General features: G+C 59.4%; 14 protein-coding genes and 1 pseudogene. 13 read left to right on the top strand and 2 right to left on the bottom strand.

Features of this window, described 5'->3' with window-relative positions:
* Nucleotides 1-188 precede the first annotated feature (188 nt).
* Nucleotides 189-506, top strand: coding sequence for a Rieske (2Fe-2S) protein (locus ABH909_RS08070; RefSeq protein ID WP_429431982.1), 318 nt, complete (start codon nucleotides 189-191; stop codon nucleotides 504-506).
* Here the strand turns inward: ABH909_RS08070 and sfsA are convergent.
* Together sfsA and ABH909_RS08060 are read right to left on the bottom strand one after the other, a co-directional pair.
* Nucleotides 495-1,208, bottom strand: a complete 714-nt coding sequence (gene sfsA, locus ABH909_RS08065) for a DNA/RNA nuclease SfsA (RefSeq protein ID WP_429431979.1) — start codon at nucleotides 1,206-1,208, stop codon at nucleotides 495-497. The two genes, ABH909_RS08070 and sfsA, sit on opposite strands and share 12 nt — an antisense overlap.
* On the bottom strand, nucleotides 1,208-2,380 hold the full coding sequence (locus ABH909_RS08060) for a pyridoxal phosphate-dependent aminotransferase (protein WP_429431977.1): 1,173 nt from the start codon (nucleotides 2,378-2,380) through the stop codon (nucleotides 1,208-1,210). The genes sfsA and ABH909_RS08060 overlap by 1 nt, the downstream gene beginning before the upstream one ends.
* A 334-nt stretch (nucleotides 2,381-2,714) precedes the next feature.
* Here ABH909_RS08060 and dksA point away from each other — a divergent pair, with 334 nt between their 5' ends.
* The 12 genes and pseudogenes from dksA to acs all read left to right on the top strand — a co-directional run bounded on the left by dksA (nucleotide 2,715) and on the right by acs (nucleotide 18,232).
* A complete protein-coding gene (gene dksA / locus ABH909_RS08055; protein ID WP_007902025.1) occupies nucleotides 2,715-3,155 on the top strand; it encodes an RNA polymerase-binding protein DksA in 441 nt (146 codons plus the stop codon).
* Nucleotides 3,156-3,361: 206 nt separating this feature from the next.
* On the top strand, nucleotides 3,362-4,258 hold the full coding sequence (gene gluQRS / locus ABH909_RS08050; RefSeq protein ID WP_429431975.1) for a tRNA glutamyl-Q(34) synthetase GluQRS: 897 nt from the start codon (nucleotides 3,362-3,364) through the stop codon (nucleotides 4,256-4,258).
* Between the two features lie 77 nt (nucleotides 4,259-4,335).
* Nucleotides 4,336-4,512, top strand: coding sequence for a hypothetical protein (locus tag ABH909_RS08045; RefSeq protein WP_003176118.1), 177 nt, complete (start codon nucleotides 4,336-4,338; stop codon nucleotides 4,510-4,512).
* Nucleotides 4,496-7,451, top strand: a pseudogene (locus ABH909_RS08040) (sensor histidine kinase). The gene ABH909_RS08045 and the pseudogene ABH909_RS08040 overlap by 17 nt, the downstream one beginning before the upstream one ends.
* A 22-nt stretch (nucleotides 7,452-7,473) precedes the next feature.
* Nucleotides 7,474-8,910, top strand: a complete 1,437-nt coding sequence (locus ABH909_RS08035) for a sigma-54-dependent transcriptional regulator (RefSeq protein ID WP_429431973.1) — start codon at nucleotides 7,474-7,476, stop codon at nucleotides 8,908-8,910.
* Nucleotides 8,911-9,647: 737 nt separating this feature from the next.
* A complete protein-coding gene (locus ABH909_RS08030; protein WP_429431970.1) occupies nucleotides 9,648-11,048 on the top strand; it encodes a polynucleotide adenylyltransferase PcnB in 1,401 nt (466 codons plus the stop codon).
* A gap of 3 nt (nucleotides 11,049-11,051) precedes the next feature.
* Nucleotides 11,052-11,537 carry a 2-amino-4-hydroxy-6-hydroxymethyldihydropteridine diphosphokinase gene (folK, locus tag ABH909_RS08025; protein WP_429431967.1) on the top strand — a complete coding sequence of 162 codons (486 nt, stop codon included), beginning with the start codon at nucleotides 11,052-11,054 and terminating at the stop codon, nucleotides 11,535-11,537.
* A gap of 398 nt (nucleotides 11,538-11,935) precedes the next feature.
* Nucleotides 11,936-12,736: a 3-methyl-2-oxobutanoate hydroxymethyltransferase gene (gene panB / locus ABH909_RS08020; protein ID WP_429431964.1), complete on the top strand. Its 801-nt coding sequence runs from the start codon at nucleotides 11,936-11,938 to the stop codon at nucleotides 12,734-12,736.
* The gene (panC, locus tag ABH909_RS08015; RefSeq protein WP_429431961.1) at nucleotides 12,733-13,593 is read left to right on the top strand and encodes a pantoate--beta-alanine ligase; all 861 of its coding nucleotides are present in this window, start codon (nucleotides 12,733-12,735) and stop codon (nucleotides 13,591-13,593) included. Before panB ends, panC begins: the two co-directional genes overlap by 4 nt.
* 195 nt (nucleotides 13,594-13,788) lie before the next feature.
* Complete coding sequence (gene panD, locus ABH909_RS08010; RefSeq protein WP_008153310.1) at nucleotides 13,789-14,169, top strand: aspartate 1-decarboxylase; 381 nt, start codon at nucleotides 13,789-13,791, stop codon at nucleotides 14,167-14,169.
* A 231-nt stretch (nucleotides 14,170-14,400) separates the two neighbouring features.
* On the top strand, nucleotides 14,401-16,065 hold the full coding sequence (gene pgi, locus ABH909_RS08005; protein ID WP_429431957.1) for a glucose-6-phosphate isomerase: 1,665 nt from the start codon (nucleotides 14,401-14,403) through the stop codon (nucleotides 16,063-16,065).
* Between the two features lie 229 nt (nucleotides 16,066-16,294).
* Nucleotides 16,295-18,232, top strand: coding sequence for an acetate--CoA ligase (acs, locus tag ABH909_RS08000; protein ID WP_429431954.1), 1,938 nt, complete (start codon nucleotides 16,295-16,297; stop codon nucleotides 18,230-18,232).
* The last annotated feature ends 183 nt before the right edge of the window (nucleotides 18,233-18,415 follow it).

Below are 18,415 nucleotides of genomic sequence, written 5' to 3'. Positions count from 1 at the left end.
TTGGCCGGTCGTACTCAGACGCATAAAACAGCTTCCTTGAAAAGTTTTGCCGGGCATCGAGAGAACAGGCCAAGTATCCTCGGCATCCGGCAATCGCCCTGTGGGTGAGCGGCCATTTGATATTTGCTTGCATTTGAACGTCAAGCCCGGACCTATCCGGTCACGAGCGGCGGGACTTGAGGATAGACATGAAGTTTCTTTGCGCTGGCGCCGAATTGTCTGACGCCAGCAGTCGCGGTTTCGACATCGACGGTCAGAAACTCCTGGCCGTGCGCAGGGGCGGCCGGGTGTATGTGTATGAAAATCGCTGCCCGCACCGGGGCGTCGGACTGGAATGGAAGCCCGACCAGTTTCTCGATCCCAGCAACAGCCTGATCCAGTGCGCCACCCATGGCGCGCTGTTTCTGATTGAAGACGGCGAATGCGTCGCTGGCCCCTGCGCCGGTCAGTCCCTGACCGCCATCCCCTGCCGCGAAGATGAGCAAGGGATCTGGCTAACCGTTTAACAGCACCTCCAGGCGCCGATCGACCACCATCTCTTCGTGGGTCAAGTGCACGCCATACGCCAGCACTTCGACCCCACACTCCACCGCTTCGCGTAACGCCGCCGCGTAGGCCGAATCGATTTCTTCGGCAGGACGCACGGAGTCGATGCCCGTCAGATTCACGCAATACAACTGCACGGCACGAATCCCGTCCCGGGCCAAATGCGCCAACTCGCGCAAATGCTTGGCACCGCGCTGGGTCACTGCATCGGGAAATGCCGCCACCAACGAGCCATCGAAGCCCAGGGTGACGCTTTTGACTTCTACAAAGGCGGGCCCGCCCGGATAATCGAGACGAAAATCGATGCGGCTGCTTTCCTGACCGTACGCCACTTCGCGCTTCAGTTCGGTAAAACCGTTCAGTTCGGTGATGACATTGGCCCGCAACGCCTCCTCGATCAAACCGTTGGCGCGCCCGGTGTTTACGCAAAACAGCCGCCCTTGCGGGGTTTCCCCGACTTCCCAGGTGCCGGGCAATTTACGCTTGGGGTCGTTGGAACGGCTGAACCAGACCTGCCCGCCTTCGACCTGGCAATTGAGCATCGAACCGGTGTTTGGACAGTGAATGGTCAGCAACTCGCCGCCAACGGTTTCGATATCGGCAAGAAAACGTTTGTAGCGACGAATCAAGCGACCTTCTTCGAGGGGAGGATGAAAACGCATCAGCCTTGCCAGCTCCGCAAACCACGAGCGATCCGCTCAACCGCTTCCTGCAAGCGTGGAAGACTTTGGGTGTAGGCAAATCGCACATGATGCCCCGCCTGATAACGCCCGAAGTCCAAGCCCGGCGTGATCGCTACGTGCTCGATTTCGAGGAAATGTCGACAGAACGCGAAGGCATCACCGCCGAACTTGCTGATATCGGCGTACAAGTAGAACGCGCCTTCCGGCTCCACGGCGATACCGAAACCCAATTCACGCAGGGCGGGCAGCAGGAAATCACGACGTTGGCCGAACTCGGCGCGGCGCTCCTCGAAAATCTGGATCGTGGCGGGCTCGAAGCAAGCCAATGCGGCGTGCTGGGCCATGCTCGGCGCGCTGATGTAGAGGTTCTGGGCGAGTTTTTCCAGCTCTCCGACCGCCGCTTCTGGTGCAACCAGCCAACCGAGACGCCAGCCGGTCATGCCGAAATACTTTGAAAAACTATTGAGGACGAAGGCGCTGTCATCGACCTCCAGCACGCTGGCCGCATCCGTGCCGTACGTCAGGCCATGGTAGATCTCGTCGACCACCAAATGGCCGTGGCGGGCCTTGATTGCTGCAGAGAGCCCGGCCAACTCGTCGCGGGTCAGGATGGTTCCGGTCGGGTTCGCCGGCGATGCCACCAGAGCGCCGACGCTGTCGTGATCCCAGTGGCGCGCCACCAGGTCCGGGGTCAGCTGATAACGCACATCGGGGCCGACCGGCACCAACTGCGCCGCGCCTTCCACCAACCGCAGGAAATGCCGGTTGCACGGGTAACCCGGGTCTGCCAGCAGCCAGTGTTTACCTGGGTCCACCAGCAAGGCGCTGGCCAACAGCAACGCGCCGGAACCGCCGGGCGTGATGAGAATTCGTTGCGGATCGATGTTCAGCCCGTAACGTTGCTGATAAAAGCCCGAAATGGCTTCACGCAGCTCAGGAATGCCGCGGGCGGCGGTGTAACGGGTTTTCCCCGCCGTCAGCGCAGCCTGGCCGGCCTGGATGATTGGCTCGGCGGTGGTGAAATCCGGCTCGCCGATTTCCAGGTGAATCACGTCGTGGCCGGCCGCTTGCAGCTCGTTGGCTCGCGCGAGCAGAGCCATGACGTGAAACGGTTCGATAGCGCGACTGCGCGCACTGTAGGACAGAGCCATTAGCCTTCCTTACAACGGGGAAAAGAATCGATTCTACTCAAGCGCAGGAACGAGCGAGAACCTGAAGCGGTCAGAGCCCATATAACGCTGGTCTCAAACGGTTCAAGCGTATGCTCCAGGTTTGACTAAAATCAATAATTGATCAGGTCTCCAGAGCCACCAGGCAAGGCTTTGCAATCTTTTGCAAGGCCCACGGGCCGCGGGCTCGACATCCGGGAGTAGCGCGGTCCGATTTGATCTGGTAAGTTCGCCCGCTTGCAGCCGCAGGGCCGGCAGGTGTCGGTGATGGAGCAATCCTGCGCAATGGATTACAAGAGTAGAGGCGGTCCATTTCATGCCCACCCAAGCAAAGCAGCAAAATCAGTCGATCAGCGGCTTCGAACCCTACAAAGAAGTGAAGGGCGAAGAGTACATGGGCAAGCCCATGCGCGCTCACTTCACCAAGATCCTGAACAAGTGGAAACAGGACTTGATGCAGGAAGTCGACCGTACTGTTGATCACATGAAAGACGAAGCGGCCAACTTTCCTGACCCGGCAGATCGTGCCAGCCAGGAAGAGGAATTCAGCCTCGAATTGCGCGCCCGCGACCGCGAGCGCAAGCTGATCAAGAAAATCGACAAAACACTGCAATTGATCGAAGACGAAGAATACGGCTGGTGTGAATCCTGTGGCGTCGAAATCGGCGTCAAGCGACTGGAAGCCCGCCCTACCGCCGACATGTGCGTTGATTGCAAGACCCTGGCGGAAATCAAGGAAAAGCAAGTCGGCAAGTAATCTTGGCGACTTGAACGAAGAACGGAGCGTGCGAACGCTCCGTTTTTTGTTTCTGACATTTGCCTTGGCAGCAAACCTGTGGGAGCGGGCTTGCTCGCGAAAGCAGTGTGTCAGGCAACATTAATGTTGAAGCTGATGGCCCCTTCGCGAGCAAGCCTGCTCCCACAGGTGGCTGGTGCACGCCCGGACAACGTAATATCGACCTTATGACCGCCATCGCCTCCCCCAATTATATTGGGCGCTTCGCCCCTACCCCTAGTGGCCACCTGCATTTCGGTTCGCTGGTCGCAGCACTGGCCTCCTACCTCGACGCCCGTTCGGTCGGCGGCCGCTGGTTGGTGCGCATGGAAGATCTCGATCCGCCGCGCGAAGAACCCGGCGCTCAGGCGGCAATTCTCAAGGCGCTGGAAAGCTACGGGTTCGAGTGGGATGGCGACATGGTCCGACAGAGCGAGCGACACGCGGCCTATGACGAAGTCATCAATCGCCTGTTCAATCAGGGCCTGGCCTACGCCTGTACCTGTTCACGCAAGCAGTTGGAGCCGTATCACGGCATCTATCCCGGATTCTGCCGTAACGCGGGGCATGGCACCGAGAACGCGGCGATCCGCCTGCGTGTACCGGAGCTGGAATACCACTTCATCGACCGGGTGCAGGGCGAGTTCCGTCAACATCTGGGGCGGGAGGTGGGTGATTTCGTGATCCGCCGCCGCGACGGGCTCTACGCCTATCAATTGGCAGTGGTGCTGGACGACGCCTGGCAAGGCATCACCGATATCGTGCGAGGCGCCGATCTGCTGGATTCCACGCCGCGCCAGCTCTATCTGCAAGAACTGCTGGGCGTGCCGCAACCGCGCTACCTGCACATCCCGCTGATTACCCAGCCGGACGGCCACAAACTCGGCAAATCCTATCGCTCGCCGCCGCTGACCGAAGATCAGGCTACGCCGCTGTTGCTGCGCGCATTGCGGGCGCTGGGGCACAAACCTGCGACCGAACTGAATGACGCCACGCCACGGCAAGTGCTGAACTGGGGGATTACCCACTGGGATGCATCGCTGATCCCGCGCACACTGACGTTGCCTGAAGCGCAACTGCAGTGATGCCACTTGCAGTGGCGCGCCCATCCGTTACCATCGCCGCACGTTTTCGGGCACGCGCATAAAAAAGAGAGGCCGGGATGTACATCTATCGCTTGGTCCTGCTCCTGGTAGTGGGGATTTATCTGTTCTCCCCGGCCATCATGGATTGGTGGATCGACGCCACGGGCGCCTGGTATCGCCCTTATTTGCTCTGGCTGATTCTGATTGTCGTGACCTTCATCCTGCAGAGCCAAAAAGATGCCGATGAGCTTTAGCCTGACCCAGATGATCCTGATCAGCGCCGCGTACCTGGCGGTGCTGTTCGGCGTGGCCTGGGTCAGCGAACGGGGCATGATCCCCCGGGCGATCATTCGCCACCCGCTGACGTACACCCTGTCGCTGGGCGTTTACGCCAGTGCCTGGGCGTTTTATGGCACGGTGGGCCTGGCCTATCAGTACGGCTACGGTTTTCTGTCCAGCTACCTCGGGGTTTCCGGAGCGTTTCTGCTGGCGCCGGTGCTTCTGTACCCGATCCTGAAAATCACCCGCACTTATCAACTCTCGTCCCTGGCCGACTTGTTCGCGTTTCGTTTCCGCAGCACCTGGGCCGGCGCACTGACAACAATTTTCATGCTGATCGGCGTGCTGCCGTTGCTGGCGTTGCAGATTCAGGCAGTGGCCGACTCCATCAGCATTCTCACCCGCGAGCCGGTGCAGCATCGCGTGGCCCTGAGCTTCTGCGCACTGATTACGCTGTTCACGATTTTCTTCGGCTCACGCCACATCGCTACCCGCGAGAAGCATGAAGGCCTGGTGTTCGCGATTGCTTTCGAGTCAGTGATCAAACTGATCGCGATTGGCGGCGTTGGCCTGTATGCGCTGTACGGCGTGTTTGATGGGCCGCAACAGCTGGAACTGTGGCTGCTGCAAAACCAGACCGCCCTCGCCGCCCTGCACACGCCATTGCAGGAAGGCCCGTGGCGCACGCTTCTGCTGGTGTTCTTCGCCTCGGCGATCGTAATGCCGCACATGTACCACATGACCTTTACCGAGAACCTCAACCCGCGCTCGCTGGTCAGTGCGAGCTGGGGTCTGCCGCTGTTTCTGCTGTTGATGAGCCTCGCGGTGCCGCTGATTCTCTGGGCTGGGCTGAAACTCGGCGCCACGACCAATCCGGAGTACTTCACCCTGGGCATCGGCATCGCCGCCAACAGCAAAGCCCTGGCGCTACTGGCGTATGTCGGTGGATTGTCGGCGGCCAGCGGCCTGATCATCGTCACCACGCTGGCGCTGTCCGGGATGGCGCTGAACCATCTGGTGCTGCCGCTCTATCAGCCGCCGGCCGAAGGCAATATTTACCGTTGGCTGAAATGGACCCGCCGGGCGCTGATCGTCGCGATCATCATGGCCGGTTACGGCTTCTACCTGATGCTGGGTGCCGAGCAGGACCTGGCCAACCTTGGCATCGTCGCCTTCGTCGCCACGTTGCAGTTCCTGCCAGGGGTGTTGTCGGTGCTGTACTGGCCGACCGCCAACCGTCGCGGCTTCATCGCCGGCCTGCTGGCGGGGATTCTGGTGTGGCTGGTAACCATGCTGCTGCCGCTGGTCGGCAATCTGCAGGGTTTCTACATTCCATTGCTGAACATGATCTACGTGCTGGACGACACCAGTTGGCACATGGCGGCAATTGCCTCGCTGGCCGCCAACGTGCTGATGTTCACGCTGATCTCGCTGTTCACCAACGCCAGCCCCGAAGAGGCCAGCGCCGCCGAAGCCTGCGCCGTGGATAACGTTCGCCGCCCGCAACGCCGCGAACTGCATGCCGCCTCGCCTCAGGAATTTTGCCACACAGCTTGCAAAACCATTGGGCGCCAAGGCTGCACAGAAGGAAGTCGAACAGGCCCTGCGCGACCTCTACTTGCCGTTCGACGAGCGCCGGCCTTACGCCTTGCGCCGTTTGCGTGACCGTATCGAAGCCAACCTTTCCGGCCTGATGGGGCCAAGCGTGGCGCAGGACATGGTCGAAACCTTCCTGCCCTACAAGGCTGGCGGCGAAAACTACGTTACCGAAGACATCCACTTCATCGAAAGCCGTCTTGAGGACTACCACTCGCGCCTCACCGGTCTTGCCGCCGAACTCGATGCCCTGCGCCGCTACCACCGCCAGACATTGCAGGAATTGCCGATGGGCGTGTGCTCGCTGGCCAAGGATCAGGAAATCCTCATGTGGAACAAGGCCATGGAGGAACTGACCGGGATTGCTGCGCAGCGTGTGGTCGGTTCGCGCCTGAGTACCATTGCCGATCCTTGGAAAGAGCTGCTGCAGGGCTTCATCAACCTGCCGGACGAGCATTTGCACAAACAGCACTTGGCCCTCGATGGTCAGACGCGCTGGCTGAACCTGCACAAAGCGGCGATCGATGAACCGCTGGCGCCGGGTAACAGCGGCCTGGTGCTGCTGGTGGAAGACTTGACCGAAACCCAGATGCTCGAAGACAAACTGGTGCACTCCGAGCGTCTGGCCAGCATCGGTCGACTGGCGGCCGGCGTGGCCCATGAAATCGGCAACCCGATCACCGGCATTGCCTGCCTCGCGCAGAACTTGCGTGAAGAGCGTGAGGACGACACCGAACTCACGGAAATCAGCGGGCAGATCCTCGAACAGACCAAACGCGTGTCACGCATCGTTCAGTCGCTGATGAGCTTCGCCCATGCCGGCAGCTATCAGCACAGTGACGAGCCCGTCTGTCTGGCGGAAGTGGCCCAGGATGCCATCGGCCTGCTGGCCTTGAACCGGCGCAATTTCGAAGTACAGTTCTACAACCTGTGCGACCCCGACCACTGGGTCGAAGGCGACCCGCAGCGGCTCGCCCAGGTATTGATCAACTTGCTCTCAAATGCCCGCGACGCCTCGCCTCCGGGCAGTGCGGTACGAGTCAAAAGCGAAGCCGGCGAACACACGGTCGATCTGATCGTCGAAGACGAAGGCAGTGGTATTCCCTCGAACATCATGGACCGACTGTTCGAACCTTTCTTCACCACCAAGGACCCTGGCGAAGGCACCGGTCTGGGCCTTGCACTGGTCTATTCCATCGTTGAAGAGCATTATGGACAAATCACCATCGACAGCCCGGCTGATGTTCAAAGCCAACGCGGCACCCGTATCCGGGTAACTTTGCCGCGTCATGTCGAAGCGACGTCCGCTGTGAACTGAGACCGTCGAGAGTATCGAATCAATGCCGCACATTTTGATCGTCGAAGACGAAACAATTATCCGCTCCGCCTTGCGCCGTCTGCTGGAACGTAACCAGTACCAGGTCAGCGAAGCCGGATCCGTGCAGGAAGCACAAGAGCGTTTCAGCATCCCCACATTTGACCTGATCGTCAGCGACCTGCGCCTGCCGGGCGCACCTGGTACCGAGTTGATCAAACTTGGCCAAGGCACTCCGGTGCTGATCATGACCAGTTACGCCAGCCTGCGTTCGGCCGTCGATTCCATGAAAATGGGCGCGGTGGATTACATCGCCAAGCCTTTCGACCACGACGAAATGCTCCAGGCCGTCGCGCGAATCCTGCGTGACCGGCAATCGGCGCAAGCCAGCGGTGAACCGGTCGTCGGTAAAACGGGCAATGGCGCCGCTAAAAACGGTATCGACAACAGCAACGGCGAAATCGGCATCATTGGCTCGTGTCCGCCGATGCAGGACCTGTACAGCAAAATCCGCAAAGTCGCGCCAACCGATTCCAATGTCCTGATCCAGGGCGAATCCGGTACCGGTAAAGAACTGGTAGCACGCGCCCTGCACAACCTGTCCAAACGCGCCAAGGCGCCGATGATTTCGGTGAACTGTGCGGCCATTCCGGAAAGCCTGATCGAGTCCGAACTGTTCGGCCACGAAAAAGGCGCGTTTACCGGCGCCAGTGCCGGACGTGCCGGGTTGGTGGAAGCGGCGGACGGCGGCACCTTGTTCCTCGATGAAATCGGCGAATTGCCGTTGGAAGCCCAGGCCCGCCTGCTGCGTGTGTTGCAGGAAGGAGAAATCCGCCGGGTAGGTTCGGTGCAGTCGCAGAAGGTCGACGTACGGTTGATCGCCGCGACCCACCGGGACCTCAAGAGCCTGGCGAAGATTGGTCAGTTCCGTGAAGACTTGTATTACCGCCTTCACGTAATCGCCCTGAAACTGCCGGCCTTGCGTGAGCGCGGCGCGGACGTCAATGAAATTGCCACTGCCTTCCTCGCGCGGCAGAGTGCACGGGTTGGCCGTACCGACCTGAGATTTGCCACCGATGCCGAACAGGCCATTCGACATTATTCATGGCCGGGTAACGTTCGCGAGCTGGAAAACGCGGTCGAACGTGCAGTGATTCTGTGCGAAAGCCCGGAAATTTCTGCAGAGCTGTTGGGCATCGATATCGAATTGAGCGATCTGGATGACGACGATTTCATCGGTCTGGCGCCCCAGCAGGGCAACGGTGCCGGTAACACCAGCCATGAACCGACTGAAGATTTGTCCCTGGAAGACTACTTCCAGCATTTCGTCCTCGAGCATCAGGACCACATGACCGAAACCGAACTGGCCCGCAAACTGGGGGTCAGTCGCAAATGCCTGTGGGAACGCCGTCAGCGCCTGGGCATTCCGCGGCGTAAAACCGGGGTGGCCAGCGAGAGCTGAACCGCACCTGTCGCATGTGCGGGTAACACATGACATTGTGAAAAAACTGTTACCTCAGCTTTTTCGCGTAACAGAAGCCGGGGCTTACGGTAACGAAGCCCCGGTTTTTTTTGCCCCCGAAAAACCTCATTAGCCCGCCTAACCCCTTGTTTTACTGGGCCTCACAAAAGTTGGCACGCACCCTGCTATATGTTCAGTACAAGAACAATAACAAGCAATGAACAAGACAATAAAAATAAGACGTATCGACTCACGCACAATAAAAACAAGACGGCGAGAGGCGTAGCTAACTGATTCTTTTGGAGAGGCGTTGCATTTGGGGCTCGCCCCACGACCAGGCCGAGAACAATAAAAAACTGTCCCGAGACAGTGCCTGAACTGGTTGGATCGAACGATCACAGCAGCACAGCGACCAAAGCAATCCGTTTGCTCTTGGCTCCCGATTGGGAGGGTCATGAAGGAAAGCTTCATGGCGAGGGCGCTCAACAAAAACAAGAAGCCCGAAACCAATAATAAAAATAGAGCATGCAACTACTTCTTGGGGAGCTTCGGCTCCCCTTGTGGTTTCTGCGATTTGAAAAACCTCCCCCGCCTGCGCTTCGCTTTTCTCTTGTAGCTGTGGCTTGCAGCTCATATCTGCTGTGTCCTACACCATCCCCCGACTAAATGCTAGAATCCCCGCCCATCATGCGGTCATTCTTCGTTATGGCCGAACATTCCTTCAAACAGTGCATCCCATGCTGAAGAAGTTGTTCCAGTCATTCCGTTCTCCCAAGCGTCATACGCAACACATTCGCAGTACGCCTGAAGTGCTCAACAGCGGCCAACATTCGCTGCAAAAGGCACAATTCAGTCGTTACGCGGTGAATATCGTCGAACGCCTGCAGAACGCCGGTTACCAGGCTTACCTGGTCGGCGGCTGTGTGCGTGACATGCTGCTCGGCATCACGCCGAAAGATTTCGACGTCGCCACCAGCGCCACGCCTGAACAGGTACGCGCCGAATTCCGCAACGCGCGGATCATCGGTCGGCGTTTCAAACTGGTGCATATCCACTTTGGCCGCGAAATCATTGAAGTCGCGACCTTCCGCGCCAATCACCCGCAAAACGACGAAGACGAAGACAGCAACCAATCGTCTCGGAATGAAAGCGGGCGCATTTTGCGCGACAACGTCTACGGCACCCTGGAAGAAGACGCACAACGCCGCGACTTCACCATCAACGCCTTGTATTACGATCCAGTCAGCGAGCGCATTCTTGATTACGCCAACGGCGTACACGACATCCGTAATCACCTGATCCGCCTGATCGGCGATCCGAAGCAACGTTACCAGGAAGACCCGGTGCGGATGCTGCGGGCCGTGCGTTTCGCCGCCAAGTTGAATTTCGGCATCGAAAAACACAGCGCCACGCCCATTCGCGAACTGGCACCGCTGCTGCGCGAGATCCCGTCGGCTCGTCTGTTCGAAGAAGTGCTCAAGCTGTTCCTCTCCGGCTATGCCGCGGACACCTTCGAAATGCTGGTCGACCTGCAGTTGTTCGATCCGCTGTTCCCGGCGAGTGCGGCAGCGTTGGAATACAGCCCGACCTACACCCACACGCTGATCAGTGAAGCGCTGATCAACACGGACCTGCGAATCAAACAGAACAAACCGGTCACCCCGGCGTTCCTGTTTGCCGCCCTGCTTTGGCCTGCCCTGCCGGCCCGGGTACTGCGCCTGCAAGAACGCGGCATGCCGCCGATTCCGGCGATGCAGGAAGCCGCTCACGAATTGATCGCCGAGCAGTGCCAGCGCATCGCCATTCCGAAACGCTTCACCATGCCGATTCGCGAGATCTGGGACATGCAGGAGCGCTTGCCACGGCGCAGCGGCAAACGCGCCGACCTGTTACTGGACAACCCGCGGTTCCGCGCCGGTTACGACTTCCTGCTGCTTCGTGAAAGCGCCGGTGAGCAGACCGATGGGCTGGGCGAATGGTGGACCGATTATCAGGACGCCAACGACAGCGAACGCCGAGACATGATTCGCGACTTGAGCGGCAAGGATGACGCTACCGGCGCTCCACGCAAACGTCGCCGCAGTGGCGGTGCCAAGCGCAAGCGTGCTGCCGGCGCACCGAGCGTTACAGGCGAATAAGCCATGGAACGCGTCTATATCGGCATGGGCAGCAATCTGGCTGCCCCCACCGAACAGTTGCGCAGCGCTGTCGAAGCGCTGACGCGATTGCCGCAGACCGAACTGGTCGGGGTTTCCGGGTTTTATCAAAGCGACTCGCTACTGCCTGGCCAACCGCGCTACACCAACGCCGTCGCCGCACTCGACAGCCGCCTCGCGCCACTGGACCTGCTTGATGCGCTGCAAGCCATCGAGAACGACCAGGGCCGCGAGCGCCTTGAACGCTGGGGGCCACGCACGCTGGATCTGGACATTGTGCTGTTCGGCGATCGCCTGATCGACGAACCTCGCCTCAAAGTTCCCCATTATCATCTGCAGGAACGGGCCTTTGTGCTCTATCCGCTGGCCGAGCTGGCACCGGCGGATTTGCGCCTGGCCGATGGCCGTAGCCTCGCAGCATTACTCGCCGACTGCCCGTTCGTCGGGTTGGAACGCCACCCGCCGATTTAACGCAAATCCCCCTGTGGGAGCGGACTTGCTCGCGAAAGCGGTGTATCAGTTGGCATCTAGGTCGCCTGACACGCCGCATTCGCGAGCAAGTCGAATCGTCGCACCGCCGCTCCCACATTGGTTATTTGTCGGACAAAAAATCTGCAAGTCATCCCTGCCAATCTGCTGAATCGCATCAGTTACGCCGGTAACACCCCATACGTAACAATGCGGTAACACACGCAATTGACTTCCCGGGTTCTCCTCACGACTATAGGCGTCCCGCTGCCGCCAACGCGGCGCCAAAGGGCGCAATCCAGGCCTTACAAGCACCACGAAAGAAGGTGCGCCTGTATAAATGACGAATCACGCGCGTTACTCGCAGTAGTTTCCATAGCGCCTGTAATGAGGATTTTTTCATGCCAGCCATCACCCTGACCACGCTCCAGAGCCTCAAGCAGAAAGGTGAAAAGATCACCATGCTGACCTGCTATGACGCGACCTTCGCCCATGCCTGTAATGAGGCCGGGGTTGAAGTGCTGCTGGTGGGCGACTCCCTCGGCATGGTTTTGCAGGGTCACGACAGTACCCTGCCGGTGACCACCGCCGAAATGGCCTACCACGTGGCAGCCGTCAAACGCGGCAACACCGATGCCTTGATCCTCGCTGATCTGCCGTTCATGGCTTACGCCACCCTTGAACAAACCATGACTAACAGCGCCCTGTTGATGCAGGCCGGTGCGCACATGGTCAAGGTTGAAGGGGCATTGTGGCTCGCGGACTCGATCCGTCTGCTGGCCGAACGTGGCATCCCGGTGTGCGCGCACATGGGGCTGACGCCGCAATCGGTCAACATTCTTGGCGGCTATAAAGTCCAGGGCCGCAACGAGAACCAGGCGCGGCAGATGCGTGCCGATGCGATTTCCCTGGAACAGGCTGGGGCGGCCATGCTGCTGCTCGAATGCGTGCCCAGCGAACTGGCCGAAGAAATTTCCCAGGCGGTGAAGATTCCGGTGATCGGTATCGGCGCCGGCGGTGGCACCGACGGCCAGGTGCTGGTTCTGCACGACATGCTGGGTATGTCCATTACCGGCCGCGTGCCGAAATTCGTGAAGAATTTCATGGCTGGCCAAACCAGCGTCCAGGCAGCCTTGAGCGCTTACGTCACTGAAGTCAAAGCGGCGACTTTCCCTGGCATCGAACACGGATTCTCTGCATGAACACCGTAAAAACCGTACGCGAATTGCGGGCCGCCGTGGCCCGTGCCCGTAGCGAAGGCAAACGTATCGGCTTCGTGCCGACCATGGGCAACCTGCACAGCGGGCATATCGCACTAATTACCAAAGCCACCCAACGGGTGGATTTCGTGGTCGCGAGCATTTTCGTCAACCCGCTGCAGTTCGGTGCCGGCGAAGACCTCGACAAGTACCCGCGAACCCTGGCCGCCGATCAGGAGAAACTGCTCCAGGCCGGTTGCCATCTGCTGTTCGCACCGACTGTCGAAGAAATGTACCCCGATGGCATGGCCGGCCAGACCCGCGTCAGCGTTCCGCAACTGTCCGAGGGCCTGTGCGGCGCCAGCCGTCCGGGGCATTTTGAAGGCGTGGCGACTGTCGTCAGCAAGCTGTTCAACATGGTCCAGCCGGACCTGGCGATTTTCGGCCAGAAAGATTTCCAGCAACTGGCGGTGATTCGCGCCCTGGTGCATGACCTGAACATGCCGATCCAGATTATCGGTGAGCCTACCGTCCGGGCCGCCGACGGTCTGGCGCTGTCGTCGCGCAATGGTTTCCTCAGCGAAGAACAGCGGGCCATCGCGCCGGTGGTCTATCGCACCCTGACCCATATTGCCGATGCAATCAAACAGGGCGAGCGCGATTACCCGACGCTGATCAACGAGCAGATCAAGCAACTCGAAGGCGCCGGTCTGCGAGTGGACTATCTGGAAATTCGCCATGCGCTGACCTTGCGTCCGGCGACGGCGCAAGATCGGGATCTGGTGATTCTGGTGGCAGCGTTTTTGGGCACGACGCGGTTGATCGACAACCTGCATCTGAACCTCGACGCGCCCGTCTGAGCACCGCAAAACCAATGTGGGAGCGGGCTTGCTCGCGAAAGCGGTCTGACAGTCAACGATGATGTTGAATGTGATGGCCTCTTCGCGAGCAAGCCCGCTCCCACACTGGATCTACGTCGTGTCCAGACTGTATTGCCGCCCACAAAGCCTTCGGGCAAACTGCCCGCCGTTCGATTCCGACCCGGGGAAACACTCATGCACGCCATCATGCTCAAGGCCAAGCTGCATCGCGCCGAAGTTACCCACGCTGTACTCGATTACGAAGGCTCTTGCGCCATCGACGGTGAATGGCTGGACCTGTCCGGCATCCGTGAGTACGAACAAATCCAGATCTACAACATCGACAACGGCGAACGCTTCACCACTTACGCGATTCGTGGCGAAGAAGGTTCGCGCATGATTTCGGTCAACGGTGCCGCGGCGCACAAGGCCAAGGTCGGCGACCGCGTGATCATCTGCGCTTACGCCCACTACAGCGAAGCCGAACTGCTCAACTTCAAGCCGCGCATGCTCTACATGGCGCCGGGTAACGAGTTGAGCCACACCAGCAATGCCATTCCGGTTCAGGTCGCCTGATCGAGCCGACGCCCCTGTCAGCCTTCCGTTTGTCGGACCGCTCCCTGTTTAAATGTTAAAAAAGTACCGGGAGCAGGTCAGACAAAGTCAAGACAGATTGCAGCGCGAGGTTTACTGTATTCGCCCTGCGCCATGAAATCGTGTCGACGCAGTTGACCGGACGCCCACCCGCAGCGCTCCGGGATTTATCGTGTTCAAAAGGCCGTTCAAGTAAAAAGGAAAACCGCAGCGATGGCGTATTACCGCACTCCTCACGACGTTACCGCTCTGCCCGCCTGGCAAGCGCTGAATGACCACCGCCAAGCCATGCAGGATTTCAGCATGCGCGAAGCCTTTAATGCCGATCCGCAGCGTTTTACTCAATTCACCCTCAGCAGCTGCGGCCTGTTTCTCGATTACTCGAAAAACCTGATCAACGCCGAGACCCGCAATCTGCTGGTGGGCCTGGCCAACGAAGTCGATCTGCAGGGCGCGATCAAAGCGCTGTTCTCAGGCGAGATCGTCAACGCTTCCGAAGGGCGTCCGGCCCTGCACACCGCACTGCGCCGCCCGGTGGGCGACAAGTTGTCGGTCAACGGCGTCAACGTGATGCCTGACGTGCATAAAGTGCTGAACCAGATCACTGACCTCGTGGGCCGCATCCACGACGGTCTGTGGCGCGGTTACACCGAGAAGCCGATCACTGACGTGGTGAATATCGGCATCGGTGGCTCGTTCCTCGGCCCTGAGCTGGTGTCCGAAGCGCTGCTGTCCTACGCCCAGAAAGGCGTGCGCTGCCATTACCTGGCGAACATCGACGGCAGTGAATTCCACGAACTGACCATGAAGCTGCGCGCCGAGACCACGCTGTTCATCGTCTCGTCGAAATCGTTCAACACCCTCGAAACCCTGAAAAACGCCCAGGCCGCACGCGCCTGGTACCTGGCTCAGGGCGGTTCGGAAGCCGAGCTGTACCGTCACTTCATCGCCGTTTCCAGCAACAACGCAGCGGCGGTAGCCTTCGGTATTCGCGAAGAAAACATCTTCCCGATGTGGGATTGGGTTGGCGGGCGTTACTCGCTATGGTCGGCTATCGGTTTGCCGATCGCATTGGCCATTGGCATGTCGAACTTCAAGGAACTGCTGTCCGGGGCCTACACCATGGACCAGCACTTCCAGAGCGCGCCATTCGAACAGAACATGCCGGTATTGCTGGCGTTGCTCGGCGTCTGGTACGGCAATTTCTGGGGCGCGCAAAGCCACGCGATCCTGCCGTACGACCACTACCTGCGCAACATCACCAAACACTTGCAACAGCTGGACATGGAATCCAACGGCAAGAGCGTACGCCAGGACGGCACGCCGGTGTCCACCGATACCGGCCCGGTGATCTGGGGCGGCGTCGGCTGCAACGGTCAGCACGCTTATCACCAGTTGCTGCACCAAGGCACTCAACTGATTCCGGCCGACTTTATCGTGCCGATCGTCAGCTTCAACCCGGTATCCGACCACCATCAGTGGCTGTACGCCAACTGCCTGTCGCAAAGCCAGGCACTGATGCTCGGCAAAACCCGCGCCGAGGCCGAAGCCGAGTTGCGTGACAAGGGAATGGGCGAAGATGAAGTGCAGAAGCTGGCGGCGCACAAGGTGATCCCGGGCAACCGTCCGAGCAACACCCTGGTGGTCGAACGCATCAGCCCACGTCGCCTAGGCGCATTGGTGGCGCTGTACGAACACAAAGTCTTCGTGCAAAGCGTGATCTGGGGCATCAATGCCTTCGACCAATGGGGCGTGGAACTGGGCAAGGAACTGGGCAAAGGCGTCTACAACCGCCTGGTCGGCAGCGAAGAAACCCCGGCCGACGATGCTTCCACCCAAGGCTTGATCAACTACTTCCGCGGTCGTCACCGCGGGTGATAGGCTGAAGGGGCGGTCTACCCGCCCCTTCGCTTGTAGCACCGACAGTTCCACGGCACCGGGTTTACCGCAAAATCGGTGGCGTGCGCTATCACTGTAGGAGCTGCCGAAGGCTGCGATCTTTTGATCTTGATTGTAAAAAACAAGATCAAAAGATCGCAGCCTTCGGCAGCTCCTACGAGGGTCGCGCAGCTCCCCTCTTGTCGCAAAACAAGAATAAGGAACCGTCATGTTCGATATCAGCACGTTCCCCAAAGCCGATGCCGTCCGCCGGGCTGCACAGTTAAGTCAAGACGACTACCAACGCCTGTACCGCCAATCCATCGAGCATCCCAGCACCTTCTGGGCCGAACAGGCCACACGCTTTCTCGACTGGAGCGCGCCGTGGCAAACCGTCCAGCGTTACGACCTGAAAACCGGTGAAGCGAGCTGGTTCGCGGGTGGACAGTTAAATGTCAGTTACAACTGCATCGACCGTCACCTGGAAAAGCGCGGCGATCAAATTGCGATCATCTGGGAAGGCGATGACTCCGCCGAATCCGCCCAGATCACCTACAAAAGACTCCATCACAATGTCTGTCGACTGGCCAACGTGCTCAAAAGCCGTGGCGTGAAGAAAGGCGACCGCGTGTGCGTCTACATGCCGATGATTCCCGAAGCGGCCTACGCCATGCTCGCCTGTGCGCGGATCGGCGCGATTCATTCGGTGGTGTTCGGCGGTTTCTCCCCGGATTCGTTGCGTGACCGGATTCTCGACGCCGATTGTCGCACCGTGATCACGGCCGACGAAGGTGTGCGCGGTGGCAAATTCGTGCCGCTCAAACAGAATGTCGACACGGCGCTGCAAAGCTGCCCCGACGTGAACACCGTGATCGTGGTCGAGCGTACCCAAGGTCAGATCAACTGGGTCGACGATCGGGACATCTGGTACCACCAGGCGTTGCGCGACGTCAGCGATGACTGCCCGCCAGAGCCGATGGACGCCGAAGACCCGCTATTCATCCTCTACACCTCCGGCAGCACCGGCAAACCCAAAGGCGTGCTGCACACCACCGGCGGCTACTTGCTGCAAGCCGCCATGACTTTCAAGTACGTGTTCGACTATCGCGACGGTGAAGTCTTCTGGTGCACCGCCGATGTCGGCTGGGTCACCGGCCATAGCTACATCGTCTACGGGCCGCTGGCCAACGGAGCGACCACGCTGATTTTCGAAGGTGTGCCGGGCTACCCCAGCACTTCGCGCTTTTGGCAAGTGATCGATAAACACCACGTGAATATCTTCTACACCGCTCCAACCGCGTTGCGCGCGTTGATGCGTGAAGGCCCCGAGCCGTTGAAGGAAACGTCCCGCGAGAGTCTGCGACTGCTCGGCACCGTCGGTGAACCGATCAATCCGGAAGCCTGGGAGTGGTATTTCAATACGGTCGGCGAGCAGCGCTGCCCGATCGTCGATACCTGGTGGCAGACCGAAACCGGCGGCATCATGCTCAGCCCGCTGGTCAGCACCCAACGGGTCAAACCTGGTTGCGCCATGCAACCGATGTTCGGTGTACAACCGGTATTGCTCGATGAACACGGCAAGGAAATCAAAGGCACCGGCAGCGGTATATTGGCCATCAAGTCCAGCTGGCCGGCGCAAATCCGTAGCGTCTACGGCGACCCGAAACGGATGATCGAAACCTACTTCAAGCCCTACCCCGGTTACTACTTCACCGGCGATGGCGCACGTCGCGATGAGGACGGCGACTACTGGATCACCGGGCGCATCGACGACGTGATCAATGTCTCCGGGCACCGCATCGGCACGGCCGAAGTGGAAAGCGCGCTGGTGTTGCACGACAGCATCGCCGAGGCCGCCGTGGTTGGTTATCCCCACGACGTCAAAGGCCAGGGCCTCTATGCCTTTGTCACGCCCATGAATGGCACCGAACCCAACGAGGAATTGAAGAACCAATTGTTGGCGCATGTCAGCAAGGAAATCGGCAATTTCGCCAAACCGGACTTGATCCAGTGGGCTCCGGCCCTGCCCAAAACCCGTTCGGGCAAGATCATGCGACGAATTCTGCGCAAGATCGCCTGCAACGAACTGGACAGCCTGGGCGACACTTCGACCCTCGCCGACCCGAGCGTGGTGCAAGGGCTGATCGATCAGCGGCTGAACCAATGAGCCCCATGTTGTGCATTGGCCGTCGAAAGAGCTTAAAAGCTTCGCGAGCAAGCCCGCTCCCACAGTGAATTTGTGTCGTTCATTAATCCAGTGTGGGAGCGGGCTTGCTCGCGAAGACGCCCTCAAAGCCACCACATCCCACGTATTTGCCCACAAAACTCAAAGCCCATAGCTGTTAAACTC

The sequence above is a fragment of the Pseudomonas sp. BS3782 TE3695 genome, from assembly GCF_050435305.1.
Lineage (GTDB): Bacteria > Pseudomonadota > Gammaproteobacteria > Pseudomonadales > Pseudomonadaceae > Aquipseudomonas.
The sequence above is the reverse complement of the archived record's forward strand: the minus strand, read 5'-3'. Positions and strand labels throughout refer to the sequence as shown.